Here is a 17857-nt window from a genome sequence, read left to right as displayed (position 1 = left end):
GGCGTGATGGATATCTTTGCCAACCTCGCTCACGGTTTTGCCGTCGCGTTTACTCCGATCAACCTGCTGATGTGCTTGATCGGCGCCCTGGTCGGAACGCTGGTCGGCGTTCTCCCCGGAATCGGCACCATCGCCACCGTCGCGATGCTCTTGCCGATTACCTTCGGATTGCCGCCGGTTGGCGCGCTGATCATGCTCGCCGGCATCTATTACGGCGCGCAATATGGCGGCTCGACCACGTCGATCCTGGTCAACATACCCGGTGAGGCGACATCCGTCGTGACCGCCATCGACGGTCACCAGATGGCCAAGCAGGGCCGCGCCGGCCCGGCGCTGGCGATCGCGGCGATCGGCTCGTTCTTCGCTGGCTGCGTCGCGACCGTCCTGATCGCACTGCTCGGCGCACCGCTGACGAAACTCGCGCTGGCGTTCGGCCCGGCCGAATATTTCTCGCTGATGGTGCTCGGCCTGATCTTCGCGGTCGTGCTGGCCAAGGGCTCGGTGCTGAAGGCGATCGCGATGATCGTGTTCGGCCTGCTGCTCTCGATGGTCGGTTCGGACATCGAGACCGGTGCCTCGCGCATGGCCTTCAATATTCCGGAGCTTGCTGACGGCCTCGGCTTTGCGACGGTGGCGATGGGGGTGTTCGGCTTTGCCGAGATCATCCGCAATCTCGACCACGGCGCCGGGATGAACCGCGATCTCGTGCAACAGAAGATCACCGGACTGATGCCCACCAGGAAGGACCTGGCCGATGCGACGCCGCCGATCCTGCGCGGTACCGTGCTCGGCTCGATCCTCGGCATCCTGCCCGGCGGCGGCGCGGTGATCGCGTCCTTCGCGGCCTACACGCTCGAGAAAAAGCTCTCAAAGAACCCGTCCCGGTTCGGCCGCGGCGCTATCGAGGGCGTGGCGGGGCCGGAGAGTGCCAACAACGCCGCGGCACAGACCTCGTTCATTCCGCTGCTCACCCTCGGCATCCCGCCGAACGCGGTGATGGCACTGATGGTGGGTGCGATGACCATCCACGGCATCGTGCCCGGTCCGCAGGTGATGCAGAAGCAGCCGGATCTGGTCTGGGGCATGATCGCCTCGATGTGGATCGGCAATCTGATGCTGATCATCATCAACCTGCCGCTGGTCGGAATCTGGGTGCGGCTGTTGCGCGTGCCCTACCGGCTGATGTTCCCTTCGATCGTGATCTTCTGCGCGATCGGAATCTACTCGGTGAACAACGCGCCAGTCGACGTCATCCTCGCTGGCATCTTCGGTCTGGTCGGCTATTGGCTGATCAAGCACGATTTCGAGCCGGCGCCGTTGCTGCTCGGCATGGTGCTGGGACCGCTGATGGAGGAGAACCTGCGCCGGGCGCTGCTGATCTCGCGCGGCGACTGGAGCGTGTTCCTGACGCGTCCGTTGTCAGCGGTGCTGCTCGCGGTCGCGGCGGGCCTGCTTGTCCTTACGGTGCTACCGGCGTTGCGCGCCAAGCGCGACGAGGTGTTCACCGAGTCCGAGAATTGATGGTGTGTGCGCCTGCGCCGGCTTCGGTCCTGCGTCGGCGCGCCGCATTCGGAAGTCGAATCGACTTGTGTTACGGCTTTGTGAAATGGAAATGCCGGCCTTTGGGCCGGCATTTTATTATGTCCAAAGGGAGGATCGCCATGACGTTCATTCGCGCGCTCACAGGCGCATGTGCAGCAGTGATGGCATCGGTGGGCGCCTTCATCGCAACGGCTGAGGCGCAGACCTATCCGACGCGCAACATTACCGTGATCGTGCCGTTCGCGGCCGGCGGGCCGACTGACGTGATCACACGCATCGTCACCGGGCATATGGCGCAGACGCTGGGGCAGAGCATCATCATCGAGAACGTGGTCGGCGCCGGCGGCACCACCGCCACGACGCGTGCCGCGCGTGCGGCCAACGATGGCTATACGCTGATCACCGGGCATATGGGCACGCATGCCGCCTCCGTTCCGCTCTATCCGAAGCTGGCCTATCACCCCGAGAAGGACTTCGTGCCGATCGCACTGCTGGCCGGCACGCCGATCCTGATCCTGGCCCGCAAGGACTTTCCGCCGAAGGACCTCAAGGAGTTCGTCACCTATGTGAAGGCGAATGCCGAGAAGGTGAACGCCGCGCATGCCGGCGTCGGCTCGGTTTCGCACGTCTCGTGCGAGCTCCTTCACTCCATCCTCGACATCAAGCCGGTCGGCGTGCCCTTCAATGGCACGGGACCTGCGATGAACGCGCTGGTCGGGGGTCAAGTCGACTACATGTGCGACCAGATCGTCAACGCCGTGCCGCAGATCAATGCCGGCACCATCAAGGCCTATGCAATCGCCACGGCCGAGCGCAACCCGTCGCTGCCGAACGTGCCGACCACGGCGGAAGCTGGCCTGCCGGCATTCCAGGCTCAGGCCTGGAACGCGATGTTCGCGCCCAAGGGAACCTCGCCGGCGATCGTGGCAAGCGTGAACGCCGCCGTCGTCAAGGCGCTCGACGACGAGACGGTGAAGAAGCGCCTGCTCGAGCTCGGCAGCGTCATCCCCGGGCCGAAGGACCGAACCCCGGAGGCGCTGGCGACCCTAGTCAAGAGCGAGATCGCGAAGTGGAGCCCGGTGCTCAAGCCGGCAAATTAAGCGAAGGCGATCAAGGCGCTAGGCGAGGGGCGGAACGCTGAGTTTCGCCCCTTGTCGTTTGTGCCGGGAACACTCACTTTTCCGGGTATAATCGACGGAGACAGCGAATCGCCGCTGTCGCAGCGCTGGGGGTGTCGCTAAGTTCGCCGCCTCCCCAAAGGCTCAGTCGCAACATGCACCAGTACCAGGACCTGCTCGAGCGGATTCTTTCCGACGGCGCCGAGAAGACCGACCGGACCGGCACCGGCACGCTGTCGGTGTTCGGCCACCAGATGCGCTTCAATTTGTCGGCCGGCTTCCCGATGCTGACGACCAAGCGGCTGCCGCTGAAAGCGATCGTGCATGAGCTGCTCTGGTTCCTGAAGGGCGATACCAACATCAAATATCTGCGCGACAACGGCGTCACCATTTGGGACGAGTGGGCGGACGCCAATGGCGATCTCGGCCCGGTCTACGGCCATCAATGGCGCTCCTGGCCCACCGCCGACGGACGCAGCATCGACCAGATCGCCAATGTCATCGACATGATCAAGCGCACTCCTGATTCCCGCCGCCTGATCGTCACCGCCTGGAATCCGGCCGACGTCGAGAAGATGGCGCTGCCGCCCTGCCACCTGCTGTTCCAGTTCTATGTCGCGAACGGCAAGCTGTCCTGCCAGCTCTATCAGCGCTCGGCCGACGTGTTTCTCGGCGTGCCCTTCAATATCGCCTCTTACGCGCTGCTCACCATGATGGTCGCGCAGGTCACAGGCCTGAAGCCCGGTGACTTCGTGCATTCGCTCGGCGACACTCATCTCTACTCCAACCATCTGGAGCAGGCGAGGCTGCAGCTCAGCCGCGCCCCGCGCGCGCTGCCGGTGATGCGGATCAATCCCGATGTGAAGGACATCTTCTCCTTCCGCTACGAGGACTTCGAACTCGTCGGCTACGATCCGCATCCGCACATCAAGGCGGAAGTGGCGGTCTAGCGCCCTATGTCGCTCACCATCCGCCGTGCGCAGCCCGGAGAGGCTGGGCTCGTTCTCTCCTTCATCCGCGAGCTCGCCGAGTACGAAAAGCTGTCGCACGAGGTGGAGGCGACCGAGGCTGACATCGCCGACGCGCTGTTCGGCGAGCGGCCGCAGCTCTATTGCGCGATCGCGGAGTGGGACCGTGCGCCGGTCGGCTTCGCGGTGTGGTTTCTCAATTTCTCCACCTTCAGCGGCCGCCACGGCATCTATCTCGAAGATCTCTATGTGCGGCCGTCACATCGGGGCAAGGGCCTCGGCAAGGCGCTGCTGGCCTATCTCGCCAGGGAGTGCGTCGACAACGGCTGGTCGCGCCTGCAATGGGCGGTCCTCGACTGGAACGCACCCTCGATCGCGTTCTACAAATCGATCGGCGCGGTCATGATGGACGACTGGACGCTGTGCCGGGTCACCGGGCCTGCGCTGACTCAGCTTGCCGGGAGCTCTGCCTGATGGAGATCGTCTTCGTCGTCGCCATCGCAGAGAATGGCGTCATCGGCGCGGGCAATGCGATGCCGTGGCGATTGAAGTCCGATATGGCGCGCTTCAAGGCGCTGACGATCGGCAAGCCGGTGATCATGGGCCGCAAGACCTTCGAGACCCTGCGCCGGCCGCTGCCGGGCCGCACCAACATCGTGGTCACGCGCGATCCGGCCTATCGCGCCAATGGGGCCATCGTCACGACGTCGCCAGCGGATGCCGAGGCGGTCGCGCGCGGCGACGCCCTGCGGCGTTCGGTCACTGAGATCGCGGTGATCGGCGGCGCCGAGATCTACCGGCAATGGCTCGGTCGTGCCGATCGTCTCGAGATCACCGAAGTGCACGCGCGCCCCGAAGGGGACACGCATTTCGACATCGACAAGGCGGAATGGGACGAGGTCGAACGCATCCGCCATCCGTCCGGCCCCGACGACAGCGCCGACCTGTCCTATGTGACATATCGTCGGCGGCGCGGCCATTAACCGCTTTCGTCAATGTTTACATTGACTTTTTCGTGCCCGAGCATAGCTCGGAGGACGGTCAAGGCTGCGTTGTAAGGGACTTGCCGGTCCCCTATAAAGCCGGACCGGACAAAGCGGGCGGTGGCAATTCCACCCTGCCGAGGAGAACGTCGAATGCCGTGGAAGAATCAGGGCGGTGGCCCGTGGGGCTCGGGTCCAAAGGGACCGTGGGGCTCAGGCCCGCAACCGGTCGGGCCGAGGCCGCCGGATCTGGAAGACCTTCTGCGGCGCGGCCAGGACCGCCTCCAGCAGATCATGCCGGGCGGTTATTTCTCCGGCATCGGCATCACGCTGATCATCCTGCTGATCGTCGCATTCTGGCTGCTGTCGGGCTTCTTCCGCGTGCAGTCCGAAGAGCTCGGCGTCGTGATGCGCTTCGGAAAGCACGTGCGCACCGTGCAGCCGGGCCTGAACTATCATCTGCCTTATCCGATCGAGACCGTGCTGCTGCCGAAGGCGCTGCGCGTCAACACCACCTCCATCGGCATGACGGTGATAGAGGATCCGGCGCGGCGCGGCCGCTCGATCCGCGACGTGCCGGAAGAGAGCCTGATGCTGACCGGCGACGAGAACATCGTCGACGTCGATTTCACCGTGCTCTGGCGTATCAAGCCGGACGGTGTTGGTGATTTCCTCTTCAACATCCAGAATCCCGAGGGCACCGTGAAGGCGGTTGCCGAGAGCGCGATGCGCGAGGTGATCGGCCGGTCTCAGATCCAGCCGATCCTGACCGGAGCGCGCAACGTCACCGAGCAAGGCGTGCACGAGCTGATCCAGAAGACTTTGGACAGCTACGGCGCCGGCATTCAGATCACCCAGGTGCAGATGCAGAAGGTCGATCCGCCCGCGCAGGTGATCGATGCCTTCCGCGACGTCCAGGCGGCCCGCGCCAATCAGGAGCAGCTGCAGAACGAAGCGCAGACCTACGCCAACCAGGTCGTGCCGCAGGCGCGCGGACGCTCGGCCAAGATCCTGCAGGACGCCGAAGGCTACAAGGAGCAGGCGGTCGCCGAGGCCAAGGGCCAGAGCGCGCGCTTCCTGAAGGTTTACGAGGAATACAAGAAGGCGCCCGACGTGACGCGAGAACGGATTTATCTGGAGACGATGGAGCGCGTGCTCGGCGGCGCCGACAAGCTGGTCTATGACGGCGGGTCTTCGGGCCAGGGCATCGTGCCCTATCTGCCCCTTGGCGAGTTGACGAGCAGGCGGCCGCCTACCGCCGGTCAGCCCTCTAGCGGAGGCAACCGATGAGGTCTCCGGCTACAGGTTTCGTCACGCTGCTCGGGCTGCTCCTGGTCCTGGTCGTGGCTTATATGTCGCTGTTCACCGTGCAGCAGACCGAGCAGACGATCGTGCTCCAGTTCGGCAGGCCGGTCGACGTCGTCACCGCGCCCGGCCTGCACTTCAAGGCGCCGTGGAACTCGGTGATCAACATCGACAAGCGAATTCTCGATCTGGAGAACCCGTCGCAAGAGGCGATCGCCTCCGACCAGAAGCGGCTCGTGGTCGACGCCTTCGCGCGCTACCGCATCAAGGACGCACTGCGCTTCTATCAGAGCGTTGGCTCGATCCAGGCTGCCAACATCCAGCTCACCACGCTCCTGAACGCGGCGCTGCGCCGCGTGCTCGGCGAGGTCACCTTCATCAACGTGGTGCGCGACGACCGCGAGAAGCTGATGCTGCGCATTCGCGACCAGCTCGACCGCGAGGCCGACGGCTACGGCATTCAGGTCGTCGACGTCCGGATCCGCCGCGCCGACCTGCCGGAGCAGAACAGCCAGGCGGTCTACCTGCGCATGAAGACCGAGCGTGAGCGCGAGGCCGCCGAGTTCCGGGCACAGGGTGGACAGAAGGCTCAGGAGATCAGGTCCAGGGCCGACCGCGAGGCGACCGTCATCATCGCTGAGGCCAATTCGCAGGCCGAGCAGACCCGCGGTGCGGGCGATGCCGAGCGCAACCGCCTGTTTGCGGAAGCCTACGGCAAGGACGCCGACTTCTTCGCGTTCTACCGGTCGATGACGGCCTATGAGAACGGGCTGCGTTCGAACGACACCCGCTTCCTGCTGCGGCCGGACTCGGATTTCTTCCGGTACTTCAGTAACCCGTCCGGCAAGATGGCAACCGAGACGCCGGCGAAGCCGTAAGTTAGACAAAGGGCGGCGGATTTCGCCGCCCTTCGTCCAGACAAGAACAGCATAGCGGGAGGTTCCATTCCGATGAGGTCCATTGCGTTCGCCGACTTCCTCATCGGCCTAGGCATCCTGTTCGTCCTCGAAGGCTTGATGTTCGCGGCCAGTCCAAACTGGATGCGCAAAGCCATGAAAAGCGCCATCGCCACGCCGGACAACATCCTGCGGGCGGTCGGGATTGGCTCGGCCGTGGCCGGCCTGGTCCTGATCTGGGTTATGCGGCGCCCGATTTAAGCCTTCGGCCCAACGCCAAAGTGAAGGCGCCAGACTGGTTTTCGCCGTATTATCGGGCTCTTGAGGCCTGTTAAGCTCCGCGCTTGCGCCGCGCCCCCGTTCGAGCGCAGTCTGGCGCCGAATCCCTTTTGCCTGGAGATCACAATGACCGCTGCCACCATTGCCCCGTCCCGCTCGCGCCGCCGCGCGCGATTTGGTGTTCGACTTGGGCTGGTTGCGCTCGCCATCGGTGCTTGCAGCGCGTTCGGCGCGCCGGCCCATGCGCGTGGACCGGATGGCATCGCCGACGTCGCCGAGAAGGTGATCGACGCGGTGGTCAACATCTCGACCTCGCAGACGGTCGAAGCCAAGGGGGGCGGCAGCAACACCATGCCGCAACTGCCGCCCGGCTCGCCGTTCGAGGAGTTCTTCGACGACTTCTTCAAGAACCGCCGGGGTCCCGGTGGCGGCAGCAAGGGCGGCGAGCGCAGCGACAACCCGCCGCGCAAGACCAACTCGCTCGGAAGCGGATTCATCATCGACACGGCGGGCGTCGTCGTCACCAACAACCACGTCATTGCGGATGCCGACGAGATCCACGTCATCCTCAACGACGGCACCAAGATCAAAGCCGAGCTGGTCGGTGTCGACAAGAAGACCGATCTCGCCGTGCTCAGGATCAAGCCGCCGAAGCCGCTGGTCGCGGTGAAGTTCGGCGATAGCGACAAGCTGCGCCTCGGCGACTGGGTGGTGGCGATCGGCAATCCCTTCAGTCTCGGTGGCACGGTGACGGCCGGCATCGTCTCGGCCAAGAACCGCGACATCTCCTCGGGGCCGTACGACAGCTACATCCAGACCGACGCTTCCATCAACCGCGGCAATTCCGGCGGACCGCTGTTCAACCTCGACGGCGACGTCATCGGCGTCAACACGCTGATCATCTCGCCGTCCGGCGGCTCCATCGGCATCGGCTTCGCCGTGCCGTCGAAGACGGTGGTGGGCGTCGTCGACCAGCTCCGCCAATTCGGCGAGCTGCGCCGCGGCTGGCTCGGCGTGCGCATCCAGAGCGTCACCGACGAGATCGCCGAAAGCCTCAACATCAAGCCCGCGCGCGGCGCGCTGGTCGCCGGCGTCGACGACAAGGGCCCGGCCAAGCCCGCCGGCATCGAGCCCGGCGACGTCGTCGTCAAGTTCGACGGCAAGGACGTCAAGGACCCGAAGGACCTGTCCCGCGTCGTCGCCGACACCGCGGTCGGCAAGGAGGTCGACGTCGTCATCATCCGCAAGGGCCAGGAGGAGACCAAGAAGGTCACGCTCGGCCGCCTCCAGGATGCCGACAAGGTGCAGGCGGCGGTGAAGACCGACGAGCCAGCGCCGGAGAAGCCGGTGACGCAGAAGGCGCTCGGCCTCGATCTCGCCGCCCTGAGCAAGGATCTGCGCACGCGCTACAAGATCAAGGACAGCGTCAAGGGCGTGGTCGTCACCAATGTCGACGCCAATTCTGACGCCGCCGAAAAGCGCCTGTCCGCCGGCGACGTCATCGTCGAGGTGGCACAGGAGGCGGTGTCGAGCGGCGCCGACATCCAGAAGCGGGTCGATCAGCTCAAGAAGGACGGCAAGAAATCGGTGCTGCTGCTGGTCTCGAACGGCGAGGGCGAGCTGCGGTTCGTCGCGCTGAGCGTGCAGTAAGGGGCGCTGTTCGTCCCACACTCAACTGTCATGCCCCGCGAAGGCGGGGCATCCAGTACGCCGCGGCTTCTCGGTTCTAGCTTCGCTGCTCTGGAATACTGGATCGCCCGCCTTCGCGGGCGATGACAGCGAGAGGGGAGGCTTTACCCCTCCACGAACTCGTCGCGCCGATAGCCCTGTGCATACAGCAGCGCGGTGAGGTCGCCGTGATCGATCCGCGCGGCCGCGGCGGCAGCCACCGCCGGCTTGGCGTGATACGCCACGCCCAGACCCGCCGCCTGGATCATCGCGAGATCGTTGGCGCCGTCGCCGACCACGACCGAGTCGATGTCGTCGAGATCGAACGATTCCATCAGGTCCACCAAGGTCGCGAGCTTCGCCGCGCGGCCCAGGATCGGCTCCTTCACTTCGCCGGTGAACTTGCCGTCGCGCACGACGAGCTCGTTGGCGCGGTTCTCCTGGAAGCCGATCTTGGCGGCGACCGCGCGCGTGAACAATGTAAAGCCGCCGGAGACGAGGCAGGTATAGGCGCCGTTCGCGCGCATGGTGGCGACCAGCTCGCGGCCGCCCGGCGTCAGCGTGATGCGCTTGGCCAGGACCTCGTCGACCGCGCTGGCGGGCAGGTCCTTGAGCAGCGCGACGCGCTCGCGCAGCGCCGGCTCGAACTCGATCTCGCCGCGCATCGCACGCTCGGTGATGTCTGCGACATGCGCCTTGACCCCGACGAAATCGGCGAGCTCGTCGATGCATTCCTGGCCGATCATGGTGGAATCCATGTCGGCGAGAAAAAGCTTCTTGCGCCTGAAGCCAACAGGCTGCACGACGATGTCGATGGGCAAATCGCCGCGGAGCTCGCGGAGCCGCTGCTCGATGGCGTTGCGGTCGCCTTCGAGGTTACTGTCCGCGCCGAAGGGGATGTCGACCGCAACCCCGTCGAACAGCCAGTGCGCGGGCGCCGCCTGCGGCAGCACGGCGCGGGCGCCATCGACGATGGTCGAGTCGAGCGCGGGATTGTCAGGGTTGCAGATCAGCGTGGCGACGAGGGACATTTGAGGTTTTCGTGAGCGAGGGGTATTCGAGCAAGGCCGTGCTTATCGCAGGCCCGACCGCCAGCGGCAAGTCGGCGCTGGCGCTCGAACTTGCGCGCGCCGCCGGCGGCGTCGTCATCAATGCCGATTCCATGCAGGTCTATCGTGACCTCCGCATCATCACGGCGCGGCCGACCGCTGCGGACGAGGCGCTCGTGCCGCATCGTCTCTATGGCCACGTCGATGTCGCCGTGAATTTCTCGGCCGGTGCCTGGGTAAGCGATGCGGCGAAGGCGCTCGACGAGGCGAGGGCTCAGCGACGGCTGCCGATCTTCATCGGCGGCACCGGGCTCTATTTCAAGGCGCTGACCACAGGTCTCTCCGTGGTGCCGCCGATCCCTGCCGAGTTGCGCGAGGATGTGCGCGCGCGGCTGGAACGGAACGGCGTCGAAGCGCTGCACGCGGAACTCGCAGCCCGCGATCCGCGCGCGGCCGAGCGATTGAACCTGCGCGACCGCACCCGCATCGCCCGCGCGCTCGAGGTGATCGAGGCAACCGGCCGTTCGCTGGTCGATTGGCAGCGGGAGGGACAGCCACCGCTGCTGCCCAAGGACAGATTTCGCGCGGTCTTCCTCGCGCCCGAACGTGACGAGCTCTATGCCCGCATCGATGCCCGTTTCGATGCCATGCTGGGCGCCGGCGCGCTCGAGGAGGTCGAGCGGCTCGCCGCCAGGCATCTCGATCCGCTGCTGCCGGCCATGAAGGCCCATGGCGTGCCATCCTTGATCCGGCATCTGCGCGGCGAGCTCAGCCTGGAGGAGGCCGCCAGCATTGGCCGCGCCGATACCCGCCATTACGCCAAGCGGCAATTCACCTGGTTCCGGCACCAGCTGCCGGACTTCGAATGGGTGAGGCCGGAGGAGGCGAGGGGATGGCTCGCTGCGGCCGTGACGTCGGAGCGGGACTCCAGCTGACGCGCTTTTGTGCCGGGTTCCCGAATTTACCTCTCGCCGAACCCGGGGAACACCGCTACACTGCCAAAATTGCGCGAGAACGGCCGCATTGCCTTGACATCCAAGGTTTGGCCGCTATGTTTCGCGCAACCTTTGGGAAGCCGAGCGCCTGCCATGCGTAACATTATTACCAAACTCCTTATCGCCGTCGTACCCAGGCACACCGCCGGGGGTGGCTAGCTGCCATCCACATGACAGGCGGTGTGCATGGGGCCCTCTTCGGGGCCTTTTTTATTTCCCGAACCCGACACGAATGAAGCCGCTGACGACAGCGCATCCGGAGCAAGCCAATGAGCGACAAGAGCCACGATCCGAACCAGATGACCGGCGCCGCGATGATCGTCCGCGCACTCATCGATCACGGCGTGACCGACATTTTCGGCTATCCCGGCGGCGCGGTGCTTCCGATCTATGACGAGATCTTCCAGCAGAGCGAGGTCCAGCACATCCTGGTCCGCCACGAACAGGGCGCGGGCCATGCCGCCGAGGGCTATGCGCGTTCCACCGGCAAGCCGGGCGTTGCGCTGGTGACCTCCGGCCCCGGCGCCACCAACATGGTGACGCCGTTGACGGATGCCCTGATGGACTCGATCCCGCTGGTCTGCATCTCCGGCCAGGTGCCGACGCATCTGATCGGCAACGACGCGTTCCAGGAATGCGACACCGTCGGCATCACGCGTCCCTGCACCAAGCACAATTGGCTGGTGCGCGACGTCAACGATCTCGCCAAGGTGCTGCATGAGGCCTTCTACGTCGCCACCTCGGGCCGTCCGGGCCCGGTGCTGGTCGACGTTCCCAAGGACGTGCAGTTCGCCACCGGCACTTACCATCCCCCGCGCAAGTCCGACGTGCACCGCTCCTACGCGCCGCGCGTGAAGGGCGATGCGACGCAGATCCGCAAGGCGGTCTCGCTGCTCGCGAACGCCAAGCGTCCCGTGATCTACAGCGGCGGCGGCGTCATCAATTCCGGCCGCGAGGCGACCAAGATGTTGCGCGAGCTGGTTGAGGTCACCGGCTTCCCGATCACCTCGACGCTGATGGGCCTCGGCGCCTATCCGGCGTCGGGCAAGAACTGGCTCGGCATGCTCGGCATGCACGGCACCTACGAAGCCAACATGACCATGCATGATTGCGACGTCATGCTGTGCGTCGGCGCGCGCTTCGACGACCGCATCACCGGCCGCGTCGATGCGTTTTCGCCCGGCTCGAAGAAGATCCACATCGACATCGATCCGTCCTCGATCAACAAGAACATCCGCGTCGACGTGCCGATCATCGGCGATTGCGGCAACGTCCTCGGCGACATCCTCCAGGTGTTCAAGGCGGAGGCGAAGAAGCCCGACATCAAGTCGTGGTGGCAGCAGATCGCGCAATGGCGCGCCCGCAACTCGCTCTATTACAAGAAGAGCAACGACGTCATCCTGCCGCAGCACGCGATCCAGGCCTTGTTCGAGCAGACGCGCGGCAAGGATACCTACATCACGACCGAGGTCGGCCAGCATCAGATGTGGGCGGCGCAGTTCTACGGCTTCGAGGATCCGCATCGCTGGATGACCTCCGGCGGTCTCGGCACGATGGGCTACGGCCTGCCGGCCGCGGTCGGCGTTCAGGTGGCCCATCCCGACAGCCTCGTCATCGACATTGCCGGCGATGCCTCGGTGCAGATGACAATGCAGGAGATGTCGACGGCGGTTCAGTACGAGCTGCCAATCAAGATCTTCATCCTGAACAACCAGTACATGGGCATGGTGCGCCAGTGGCAGCAGCTGTTGCACGGCAACCGGTTGTCGCATTCCTATTCGGAAGCGCTGCCGGATTTCGTCAAGCTCGCGGAGGCCTACGGCGCCGTCGGGCTTCAGGTGCACAAGCCGGCCGATCTCGATGGCGCCATCAAGGAGATGATCTCGGTCAAGCGCCCCGTGCTGTTCGACTGCCGCGTCGCGGCGCTCGAAAACTGCTTCCCGATGATCCCCTCCGGCAAGGCCCACAACGAGATGCTGCTGCCGGAGCAGGCCAACGACGAGGCGACCGCGAAGGCGTTCGCCGGCGGCAAGGCGCTGGTGTGACGCCATGTTCGACCTGAACGAACTCGAGCGCGCACATGCGATCGTGGGGCAGGCGGTGCCGGCAACGCCGGCGCATGCCTGGCCGTTGCTCGCAGGTCGGCTCGGCACCGAGGTTGTGGTCAAGCACGAGAACCACACGCCGATCGGCGCCTTCAAGGTGCGCGGCGGCCTCGTCTATCTCGAACGCCTGAAGCGTGAGCGGCCGAAGACATCGGGCATCATCTCGGCGACGCGCGGCAATCACGGCCAGAGCCTCGCCTTTGCCGCGAGCCGCCACGGCGTGCCCGCGGTGATCTATGTGCCGCGCGGCAACTCGGTCGAGAAGAACCGGGCGATGAAGGCCTTTGGTGCCGAACTCGTCGAACACGGCGAGGACTTTCAGGCGGCACGCGAGGAAGCCGAGCGCCGCGCGGAGTTCGCGGGGCTCCACATGGTACCCTCGTTCCACCCGGATCTCGTTCTTGGCGTTGCGACCTACGCTCTCGAACTGTTCCGCGCAGTGCACGACCTCGATATCCTCTATGTGCCGATCGGGCAGGGCTCCGGCATCTGCGGCTGCATCATGGCGCGCGACCTGCTCGGCTTGAAGACCGAGATTGTCGGCGTGCAGTCGACGGAAGCGCCGTCCTATGCGCTGTCGTTCGCGGCCGGAAAAATCGTGACGACCGGAACCAGCAACACGCACGCCGACGGCATGGCGACGCGCATCCCCGACGAGGATGCATTCGCGCTGATCCGCAAGGGCGCCTCGCGCATTGTTGAGGTCACCGACGACGAGGTCGCCGCCGCGGTCCGCGCCTATTGGACCGACACGCATAATCTCGCCGAGGGCGCCGGCGCCGCCGCGCTGGCGGCGGCGCTGCAGGAAAAGAGCAAGCTGAAGGGCAAGCGCGTCGGTCTCGTGCTGTCCGGCGGCAATATCGATTTCGATCTGTTCCGCCGTTGGGTCGGGACGGACGCGCCGGCGACGGCGTGACGGAGAGACAGAGGGGACGACAATGAACCAGCCCGCATCCGCCTATTTCATCGAGGACCGTCACGATCCCAACGAGACGCATACGCTTGCGGTGCTCGTGCAGAACGAGCCGGGCGTGCTCGCGCGCGTCATCGGCCTGTTCTCGGGGCGCGGCTACAACATCGAGAGCCTCACGGTCTCGGAGACCGAGGCGCAGAAGCATCTGTCGCGCATCACCATCGTCACCACGGGCACGCCGATGGTGATCGCGCAGATCAAGAACCAGCTCGACCGCATGATCCCGGTGTATCAGGTCGTCGACATGACCCAGACCAAGCGTTCGATCGAGCGCGAGCTGGCGATGGTCAAGGTGCGCGGGCAGGGCGAGCATCGGGTCGAAGCGCTCAGGCTGGCGGATGCGTTCCGCGCCCGGGTGATCGACGCCACCACCGAGAGCTTTGTGTTCGAGATCACAGGCAATACGGACAAGATCAATCAATATATCGATCTGATGCGCCCGCTCGGCCTCGTCGAGGTGTCGCGCACGGGTGTTGCCGCGATCGGTCGCGGGCCTGAAGGGATGTGAGCCATGTTGGCGCGCGACTGGTACTACAACGAGCGGAACCGGATGGGAATCGAGCCCGCTGTGGCCTCGATCTACGACAACCATGACGATGCCGATCTGCGGGCGCGCGCCGCTCTGAAGATGCTCGGGGTCCAGCGCGGCTGGCGTATCGCCGATATCGGCTGCGGCAACGGCGTGCTCGCCACCGAAGCGGCGTTGATGGGGGCCGACGTCGACGCCATCGACATTTCGCCGGCGATGCTGGCGCTGGCCGAGATCTACGCTCGCGACCGCAAGGCGCCTGTGCGCACCCAATCCGCCGGTCTGCTCAGCTTCGCCTACCGGCCCGAGTCCTACGATCTCATCGTCAGCGAATTCACGCTGCACCACCTGCCGGATTTCTGGAAGGCGGTAGCGATGTCGCGGATTTTTCGCGCGCTCAAGCCCGGAGCGACGTTTTATCTCCGCGACATTGTTTACTCATCGATGCCCGACGCGATCGAGCGTGACGTCGAGCAATGGGCCGACTTCCAGATCAAGAACCACGATTTCTCCCGCGAGGGCGTGGTGACCCACATGCGCGACGAATATTCCACCTTCGGCTGGGTGATGGAGCGGATGCTGACCGACGTCGGCTTCGCCCTGGTCGCGGCCGACTACCACGCGCCGATGCATGGCACGTATCTGCTGCGGAAACCGAAAGCCGGCGAGCAAGGCTAGACCAGAACAACAAACAAGGGCTGCGAGACAAAGCAGAACCGGAAATAACAATGAAGCCGGCCGACATCCTCATCGCCGTCATGGTGGCGATCATCTGGGGGCTTGCCTTCGTGGCAAGCCGGATCGCGCTTGACGAACTTTCGCCGGAGCTTATGACGGCGTTGCGCTTCACCGTCGCAGCGGTGCCGTGCCTGTTCATTCCCAAGCCGAAGGTCGCCTGGTCACTGCTGATCGCGATCAGCTTCACGCTGTTCCTCGGTCAGTTCCTGTCGCAGGCCTACGGCATCGCTCATGGGGTGCCCGTGGGCCTGACCAGCGTCGTCGTGCAGAGCCAGGCACTCTTCACGATCGGCTTTGCCGCGCTCGCGTTCGGCGAGCGGCCGACGCCGATGCAGACTCTGGGGATCGTCATTGCCGCGGCCGGCCTTTTGATGATCTGCGGCACCGTCGGCTATGATTTCAGCGTTGCCGCCTTCGCGGTTCTGATGATCTCGCCACTCAGCTTCGCCATCGGCAATCTGCTGCTGCGCGGTGCCCGCGGCGTGCCGATGTTCGATCTGTTCGCCTGGCTCTGCCTCGCCTCGGCCGTGCCGCTGTTTGTGCTGGCGCTGATCGCCAACGGACCGGCGCTGACCTGGACGTCGCTGACGCACATGTCGCTCACATCGGCGCTCTGCATGCTGATGCTCGGCGGCATTTCCACCAGCATCGCCTATTGGCTGTGGGGCCGCCTCTTGCGCGACTATCCGGCTGCACAAGTGGTGCCGTTCGCACTGCTGGTGCCGTTCGTGGGCTCGGCGGCCTCAAGCATCGTGTTCGGCGAACGCTTCGGGCCGCTGCGCCTCGCCGGCATGCTGACCGTGATCTTTGGGATCGCCGTGATGGTGCTGGCGAACCGCCCGCAAGTTCTGCCGAAGACTGCGTGAGGGTGATGATGACCTACTCGCTGCTCTACGCCTTCCTCGTCTTCATGGTTGTGATGTACTTCACGCCCGGGCCGAACAACATCATGCTGCTGTCCTCCGGCCTGACCTACGGCTTCCGGCGCACCATCCCGCACATCGTCGGCATCGTGCTCGGCTTCGCCTTCATGGTCGCCGCGGTCGGCCTCGGGCTCGGCTCCGTGTTCCTGGCCTATCCGATCCTCCAGACCATCCTGAAATATGCCGGCGCCGCCTACCTGATTTACCTCGCCGCCGTGATCGCCATGGCCGGTCCGGCCAAGCCGGGCGAGGAGAATGGCCGCGGCCCCATGACCTTCCGGGGCGCGGCCATGTTCCAGTGGATCAATGCCAAGGGTTGGGTGATCGTGATCGGCACCATCACTGCCTATGCGGCGATCGCCCAATTCCCGCTCAACATCGCCATTCAGACCGTGATCAGCCTCGTCGTCGGCACGGTCTCGACCGTGGTCTGGGCGCTATTCGGTACCGCGTTGCGGCCGGTTCTGACTTCCGAGCGGCTGGTCCGCGCCTTCAACATCCTGATGGCGATCCTGCTGCTGGCCTCCCTCTACCCCGTTTTCATGGATGCATGATGTCGCGGATTTCCATGCAGAAACGGGTTTCCCTCAGGGCTGAAAATGCTCTAGACAGCCCCCGAAATCCGCAAATTCCACCCTTCGGACACTGACCAATGGCCGATTTCGGCCCTGAACGAGGAAACGACCTATGCGTGTTTATTACGATCGCGACGCCGACCTGAACCTGATCAAGGGCAAGAAGGTCGCCATCGTCGGCTACGGTAGCCAGGGTCACGCCCATGCGCTCAACCTGAAGGATTCGGGCGTCAAGGAAGTCGCCATTGCGCTGCGCAAGGGTTCGGCCTCGGCCAAGAAGGCGGAAGCCGCCGGCTTCAAGGTGCTGGAAGTTGCGGAAGCCGCCAAATGGGCCGACCTCGTCATGATGCTGACCCCGGACGAGCTCCAGGGCGACATCTACCGCGAGCACCTGCACGACAACATGAAGAAGGGCGCTGCCCTGGTGTTCGCGCACGGCCTTAACGTCCACTTCAATTTGCTCGATCCGCGTGCCGACCTCGACGTACTGATGATCGCGCCGAAGGGTCCCGGCCACACCGTGCGTTCGGAATATCAGCGCGGCGGCGGCGTGCCCTGCCTGATCGCAATTGCGAAGGACGTCTCGGGCAACGCCCATGACCTCGGCCTGTCCTACGCCTCCGCCATCGGCGGCGGCCGCGCCGGCATCATCGAGACCACGTTCAAGGAAGAGTGCGAGACCGACCTGTTCGGCGAGCAGGTGGTGCTGTGCGGCGGCCTGGTCGAGCTGATCAAGGGCGGCTACGAGACCCTGGTCGAAGCCGGCTACGCGCCGGAGATGGCCTACTTCGAGTGCCTGCACGAAGTGAAGCTGATCGTCGACCTGATCTATGAAGGCGGCATCGCCAACATGAACTACTCCATCTCCAACACCGCCGAGTACGGCGAGTACGTCACCGGCCCGCGCATCATCACCGACGAGACCAAGAAGGAGATGCGCAAGGTTCTGGCCGACATCCAGGGTGGCAAGTTCGCCCGCGACTGGATGCTCGAGAACAAGGTCAACCAGACCTCGTTCAAGGCGACCCGCGCCAAGCTCGCCGCGCACCCGATCGAGGAAGTCGGCGCGAAGCTGCGCGACATGATGCCCTGGATCAAGAAGGGCGCGCTGGTCGACAAGAGCAAGAACTGACGTCTGCGGCGTCATTCCGGGTTCGCGCTTAACGCGCGCCCCGGAATGACGAGCGAAATTCAAGCTTCGCTCGCCAAGC

The 17857-nt window shown here is 64.8% G+C and carries 18 protein-coding genes; 17 read left to right on the top strand and 1 reads right to left on the bottom strand.

Features of this window, described 5'->3' with window-relative positions; all coding sequences use genetic code 11:
* Nucleotides 1-6: 6 nt before the first annotated feature.
* The 9 genes from P0R31_RS35510 (at nt 7) to P0R31_RS35470 (ending at nt 8741) form a co-directional block, all read left to right on the top strand.
* Nucleotides 7-1521: a tripartite tricarboxylate transporter permease gene (locus tag P0R31_RS35510; protein ID WP_157284717.1), complete on the top strand. Its 1515-nt coding sequence runs from the start codon at nt 7-9 to the stop codon at nt 1519-1521.
* Between the two features lie 140 nt (nt 1522-1661).
* Nucleotides 1662-2642, top strand: coding sequence for a tripartite tricarboxylate transporter substrate binding protein BugD (locus P0R31_RS35505; RefSeq protein ID WP_275519415.1), 981 nt, complete (start codon nt 1662-1664; stop codon nt 2640-2642).
* Nucleotides 2643-2815: 173 nt separating this feature from the next.
* Nucleotides 2816-3610 carry a thymidylate synthase gene (locus P0R31_RS35500; RefSeq protein WP_128263120.1) on the top strand — a complete coding sequence of 265 codons (795 nt, stop codon included), beginning with the start codon at nt 2816-2818 and terminating at the stop codon, nt 3608-3610.
* A 6-nt stretch (nt 3611-3616) separates the two neighbouring features.
* Nucleotides 3617-4102, top strand: a complete 486-nt coding sequence (locus P0R31_RS35495) for a GNAT family N-acetyltransferase (RefSeq protein ID WP_275519413.1) — start codon at nt 3617-3619, stop codon at nt 4100-4102.
* The gene (locus tag P0R31_RS35490; protein ID WP_275519411.1) at nt 4102-4611 is read left to right on the top strand and encodes a dihydrofolate reductase; all 510 of its coding nucleotides are present in this window, start codon (nt 4102-4104) and stop codon (nt 4609-4611) included. Before P0R31_RS35495 ends, P0R31_RS35490 begins: the two co-directional genes overlap by 1 nt.
* 153 nt (nt 4612-4764) lie before the next feature.
* Nucleotides 4765-5901 carry an FtsH protease activity modulator HflK gene (hflK, locus tag P0R31_RS35485; protein ID WP_275519409.1) on the top strand — a complete coding sequence of 379 codons (1137 nt, stop codon included), beginning with the start codon at nt 4765-4767 and terminating at the stop codon, nt 5899-5901.
* Nucleotides 5898-6794: a protease modulator HflC gene (gene hflC / locus P0R31_RS35480; protein ID WP_275519407.1), complete on the top strand. Its 897-nt coding sequence runs from the start codon at nt 5898-5900 to the stop codon at nt 6792-6794. The genes hflK and hflC overlap by 4 nt, the downstream gene beginning before the upstream one ends.
* A 72-nt stretch (nt 6795-6866) precedes the next feature.
* The gene (locus tag P0R31_RS35475) at nt 6867-7073 is read left to right on the top strand and encodes a DUF2065 domain-containing protein (protein WP_025038031.1); all 207 of its coding nucleotides are present in this window, start codon (nt 6867-6869) and stop codon (nt 7071-7073) included.
* A 144-nt stretch (nt 7074-7217) separates the two neighbouring features.
* Nucleotides 7218-8741, top strand: a complete 1524-nt coding sequence (locus P0R31_RS35470; protein WP_275519405.1) for a Do family serine endopeptidase — start codon at nt 7218-7220, stop codon at nt 8739-8741.
* 143 nt (nt 8742-8884) lie between these two features.
* Here the strand turns inward: P0R31_RS35470 and serB are convergent, their stop codons facing one another.
* Nucleotides 8885-9790, bottom strand: coding sequence for a phosphoserine phosphatase SerB (gene serB, locus P0R31_RS35465; protein WP_157284713.1), 906 nt, complete (start codon nt 9788-9790; stop codon nt 8885-8887).
* Nucleotides 9791-9801: 11 nt separating this feature from the next.
* Between serB and miaA the strand changes: the two genes are divergently transcribed.
* The 8 genes from miaA (at nt 9802) to ilvC (ending at nt 17778) form a co-directional block, all read left to right on the top strand.
* Nucleotides 9802-10743 (top strand): tRNA (adenosine(37)-N6)-dimethylallyltransferase MiaA, encoded by a 942-nt coding sequence (gene miaA / locus P0R31_RS35460; RefSeq protein WP_275519403.1) that lies wholly within the window; start codon nt 9802-9804, stop codon nt 10741-10743.
* Nucleotides 10744-11072: 329 nt separating this feature from the next.
* On the top strand, nt 11073-12848 hold the full coding sequence (locus tag P0R31_RS35455) for an acetolactate synthase 3 large subunit (RefSeq protein WP_275519401.1): 1776 nt from the start codon (nt 11073-11075) through the stop codon (nt 12846-12848).
* A 4-nt stretch (nt 12849-12852) separates the two neighbouring features.
* Complete coding sequence (locus P0R31_RS35450) at nt 12853-13824, top strand: threonine dehydratase (RefSeq protein ID WP_275519399.1); 972 nt, start codon at nt 12853-12855, stop codon at nt 13822-13824.
* A 22-nt stretch (nt 13825-13846) separates the two neighbouring features.
* Nucleotides 13847-14389: an acetolactate synthase small subunit gene (gene ilvN / locus P0R31_RS35445; RefSeq protein ID WP_018640841.1), complete on the top strand. Its 543-nt coding sequence runs from the start codon at nt 13847-13849 to the stop codon at nt 14387-14389.
* Nucleotides 14390-14392: 3 nt separating this feature from the next.
* Nucleotides 14393-15088: a class I SAM-dependent methyltransferase gene (locus tag P0R31_RS35440; protein ID WP_225131730.1), complete on the top strand. Its 696-nt coding sequence runs from the start codon at nt 14393-14395 to the stop codon at nt 15086-15088.
* Nucleotides 15089-15138: 50 nt separating this feature from the next.
* Entirely contained in the window at nt 15139-16014 is an 876-nt protein-coding gene (locus P0R31_RS35435; protein ID WP_275519397.1) for an EamA family transporter, read from the top strand.
* An 8-nt stretch (nt 16015-16022) separates the two neighbouring features.
* Nucleotides 16023-16625 (top strand): LysE family translocator, encoded by a 603-nt coding sequence (locus tag P0R31_RS35430; RefSeq protein WP_275519395.1) that lies wholly within the window; start codon nt 16023-16025, stop codon nt 16623-16625.
* Between the two features lie 133 nt (nt 16626-16758).
* Nucleotides 16759-17778 (top strand): ketol-acid reductoisomerase, encoded by a 1020-nt coding sequence (gene ilvC, locus P0R31_RS35425; protein ID WP_027577255.1) that lies wholly within the window; start codon nt 16759-16761, stop codon nt 17776-17778.
* Nucleotides 17779-17857 lie beyond the last annotated feature (79 nt).

Origin of the sequence: Bradyrhizobium yuanmingense, assembly GCF_029167105.1 — a bacterium.
In the GTDB taxonomy this organism is placed as follows: Bacteria; Pseudomonadota; Alphaproteobacteria; order Rhizobiales; family Xanthobacteraceae; genus Bradyrhizobium; species Bradyrhizobium yuanmingense_A.
This window is presented reverse-complemented; position numbering and strand designations above follow the sequence as displayed.

Bases quoted from the DNA above. Each gene is read 5' to 3' on its own strand.
- P0R31_RS35510 (WP_157284717.1), top strand. From the start codon at position 7: ATGGATATCTTTGCCAACCTCGCTCACGGTTTTGCCGTCGCGTTTACT.
- P0R31_RS35505 (WP_275519415.1), top strand. From the start codon at position 1,662: ATGACGTTCATTCGCGCGCTCACAGGCGCATGTGCAGCAGTGATGGCA.
- P0R31_RS35500 (WP_128263120.1), top strand. From the start codon at position 2,816: ATGCACCAGTACCAGGACCTGCTCGAGCGGATTCTTTCCGACGGCGCC.
- P0R31_RS35495 (WP_275519413.1), top strand. From the start codon at position 3,617: ATGTCGCTCACCATCCGCCGTGCGCAGCCCGGAGAGGCTGGGCTCGTT.
- P0R31_RS35490 (WP_275519411.1), top strand. From the start codon at position 4,102: ATGGAGATCGTCTTCGTCGTCGCCATCGCAGAGAATGGCGTCATCGGC.
- hflK (WP_275519409.1), top strand. From the start codon at position 4,765: ATGCCGTGGAAGAATCAGGGCGGTGGCCCGTGGGGCTCGGGTCCAAAG.
- hflC (WP_275519407.1), top strand. From the start codon at position 5,898: ATGAGGTCTCCGGCTACAGGTTTCGTCACGCTGCTCGGGCTGCTCCTG.
- P0R31_RS35475 (WP_025038031.1), top strand. From the start codon at position 6,867: ATGAGGTCCATTGCGTTCGCCGACTTCCTCATCGGCCTAGGCATCCTG.
- P0R31_RS35470 (WP_275519405.1), top strand. From the start codon at position 7,218: ATGACCGCTGCCACCATTGCCCCGTCCCGCTCGCGCCGCCGCGCGCGA.
- serB (WP_157284713.1), bottom strand. From the start codon at position 9,790: ATGTCCCTCGTCGCCACGCTGATCTGCAACCCTGACAATCCCGCGCTC.
- P0R31_RS35455 (WP_275519401.1), top strand. From the start codon at position 11,073: ATGAGCGACAAGAGCCACGATCCGAACCAGATGACCGGCGCCGCGATG.
- P0R31_RS35450 (WP_275519399.1), top strand. From the start codon at position 12,853: ATGTTCGACCTGAACGAACTCGAGCGCGCACATGCGATCGTGGGGCAG.
- ilvN (WP_018640841.1), top strand. From the start codon at position 13,847: ATGAACCAGCCCGCATCCGCCTATTTCATCGAGGACCGTCACGATCCC.
- P0R31_RS35440 (WP_225131730.1), top strand. From the start codon at position 14,393: ATGTTGGCGCGCGACTGGTACTACAACGAGCGGAACCGGATGGGAATC.
- P0R31_RS35435 (WP_275519397.1), top strand. From the start codon at position 15,139: ATGAAGCCGGCCGACATCCTCATCGCCGTCATGGTGGCGATCATCTGG.
- P0R31_RS35430 (WP_275519395.1), top strand. From the start codon at position 16,023: ATGACCTACTCGCTGCTCTACGCCTTCCTCGTCTTCATGGTTGTGATG.
- ilvC (WP_027577255.1), top strand. From the start codon at position 16,759: ATGCGTGTTTATTACGATCGCGACGCCGACCTGAACCTGATCAAGGGC.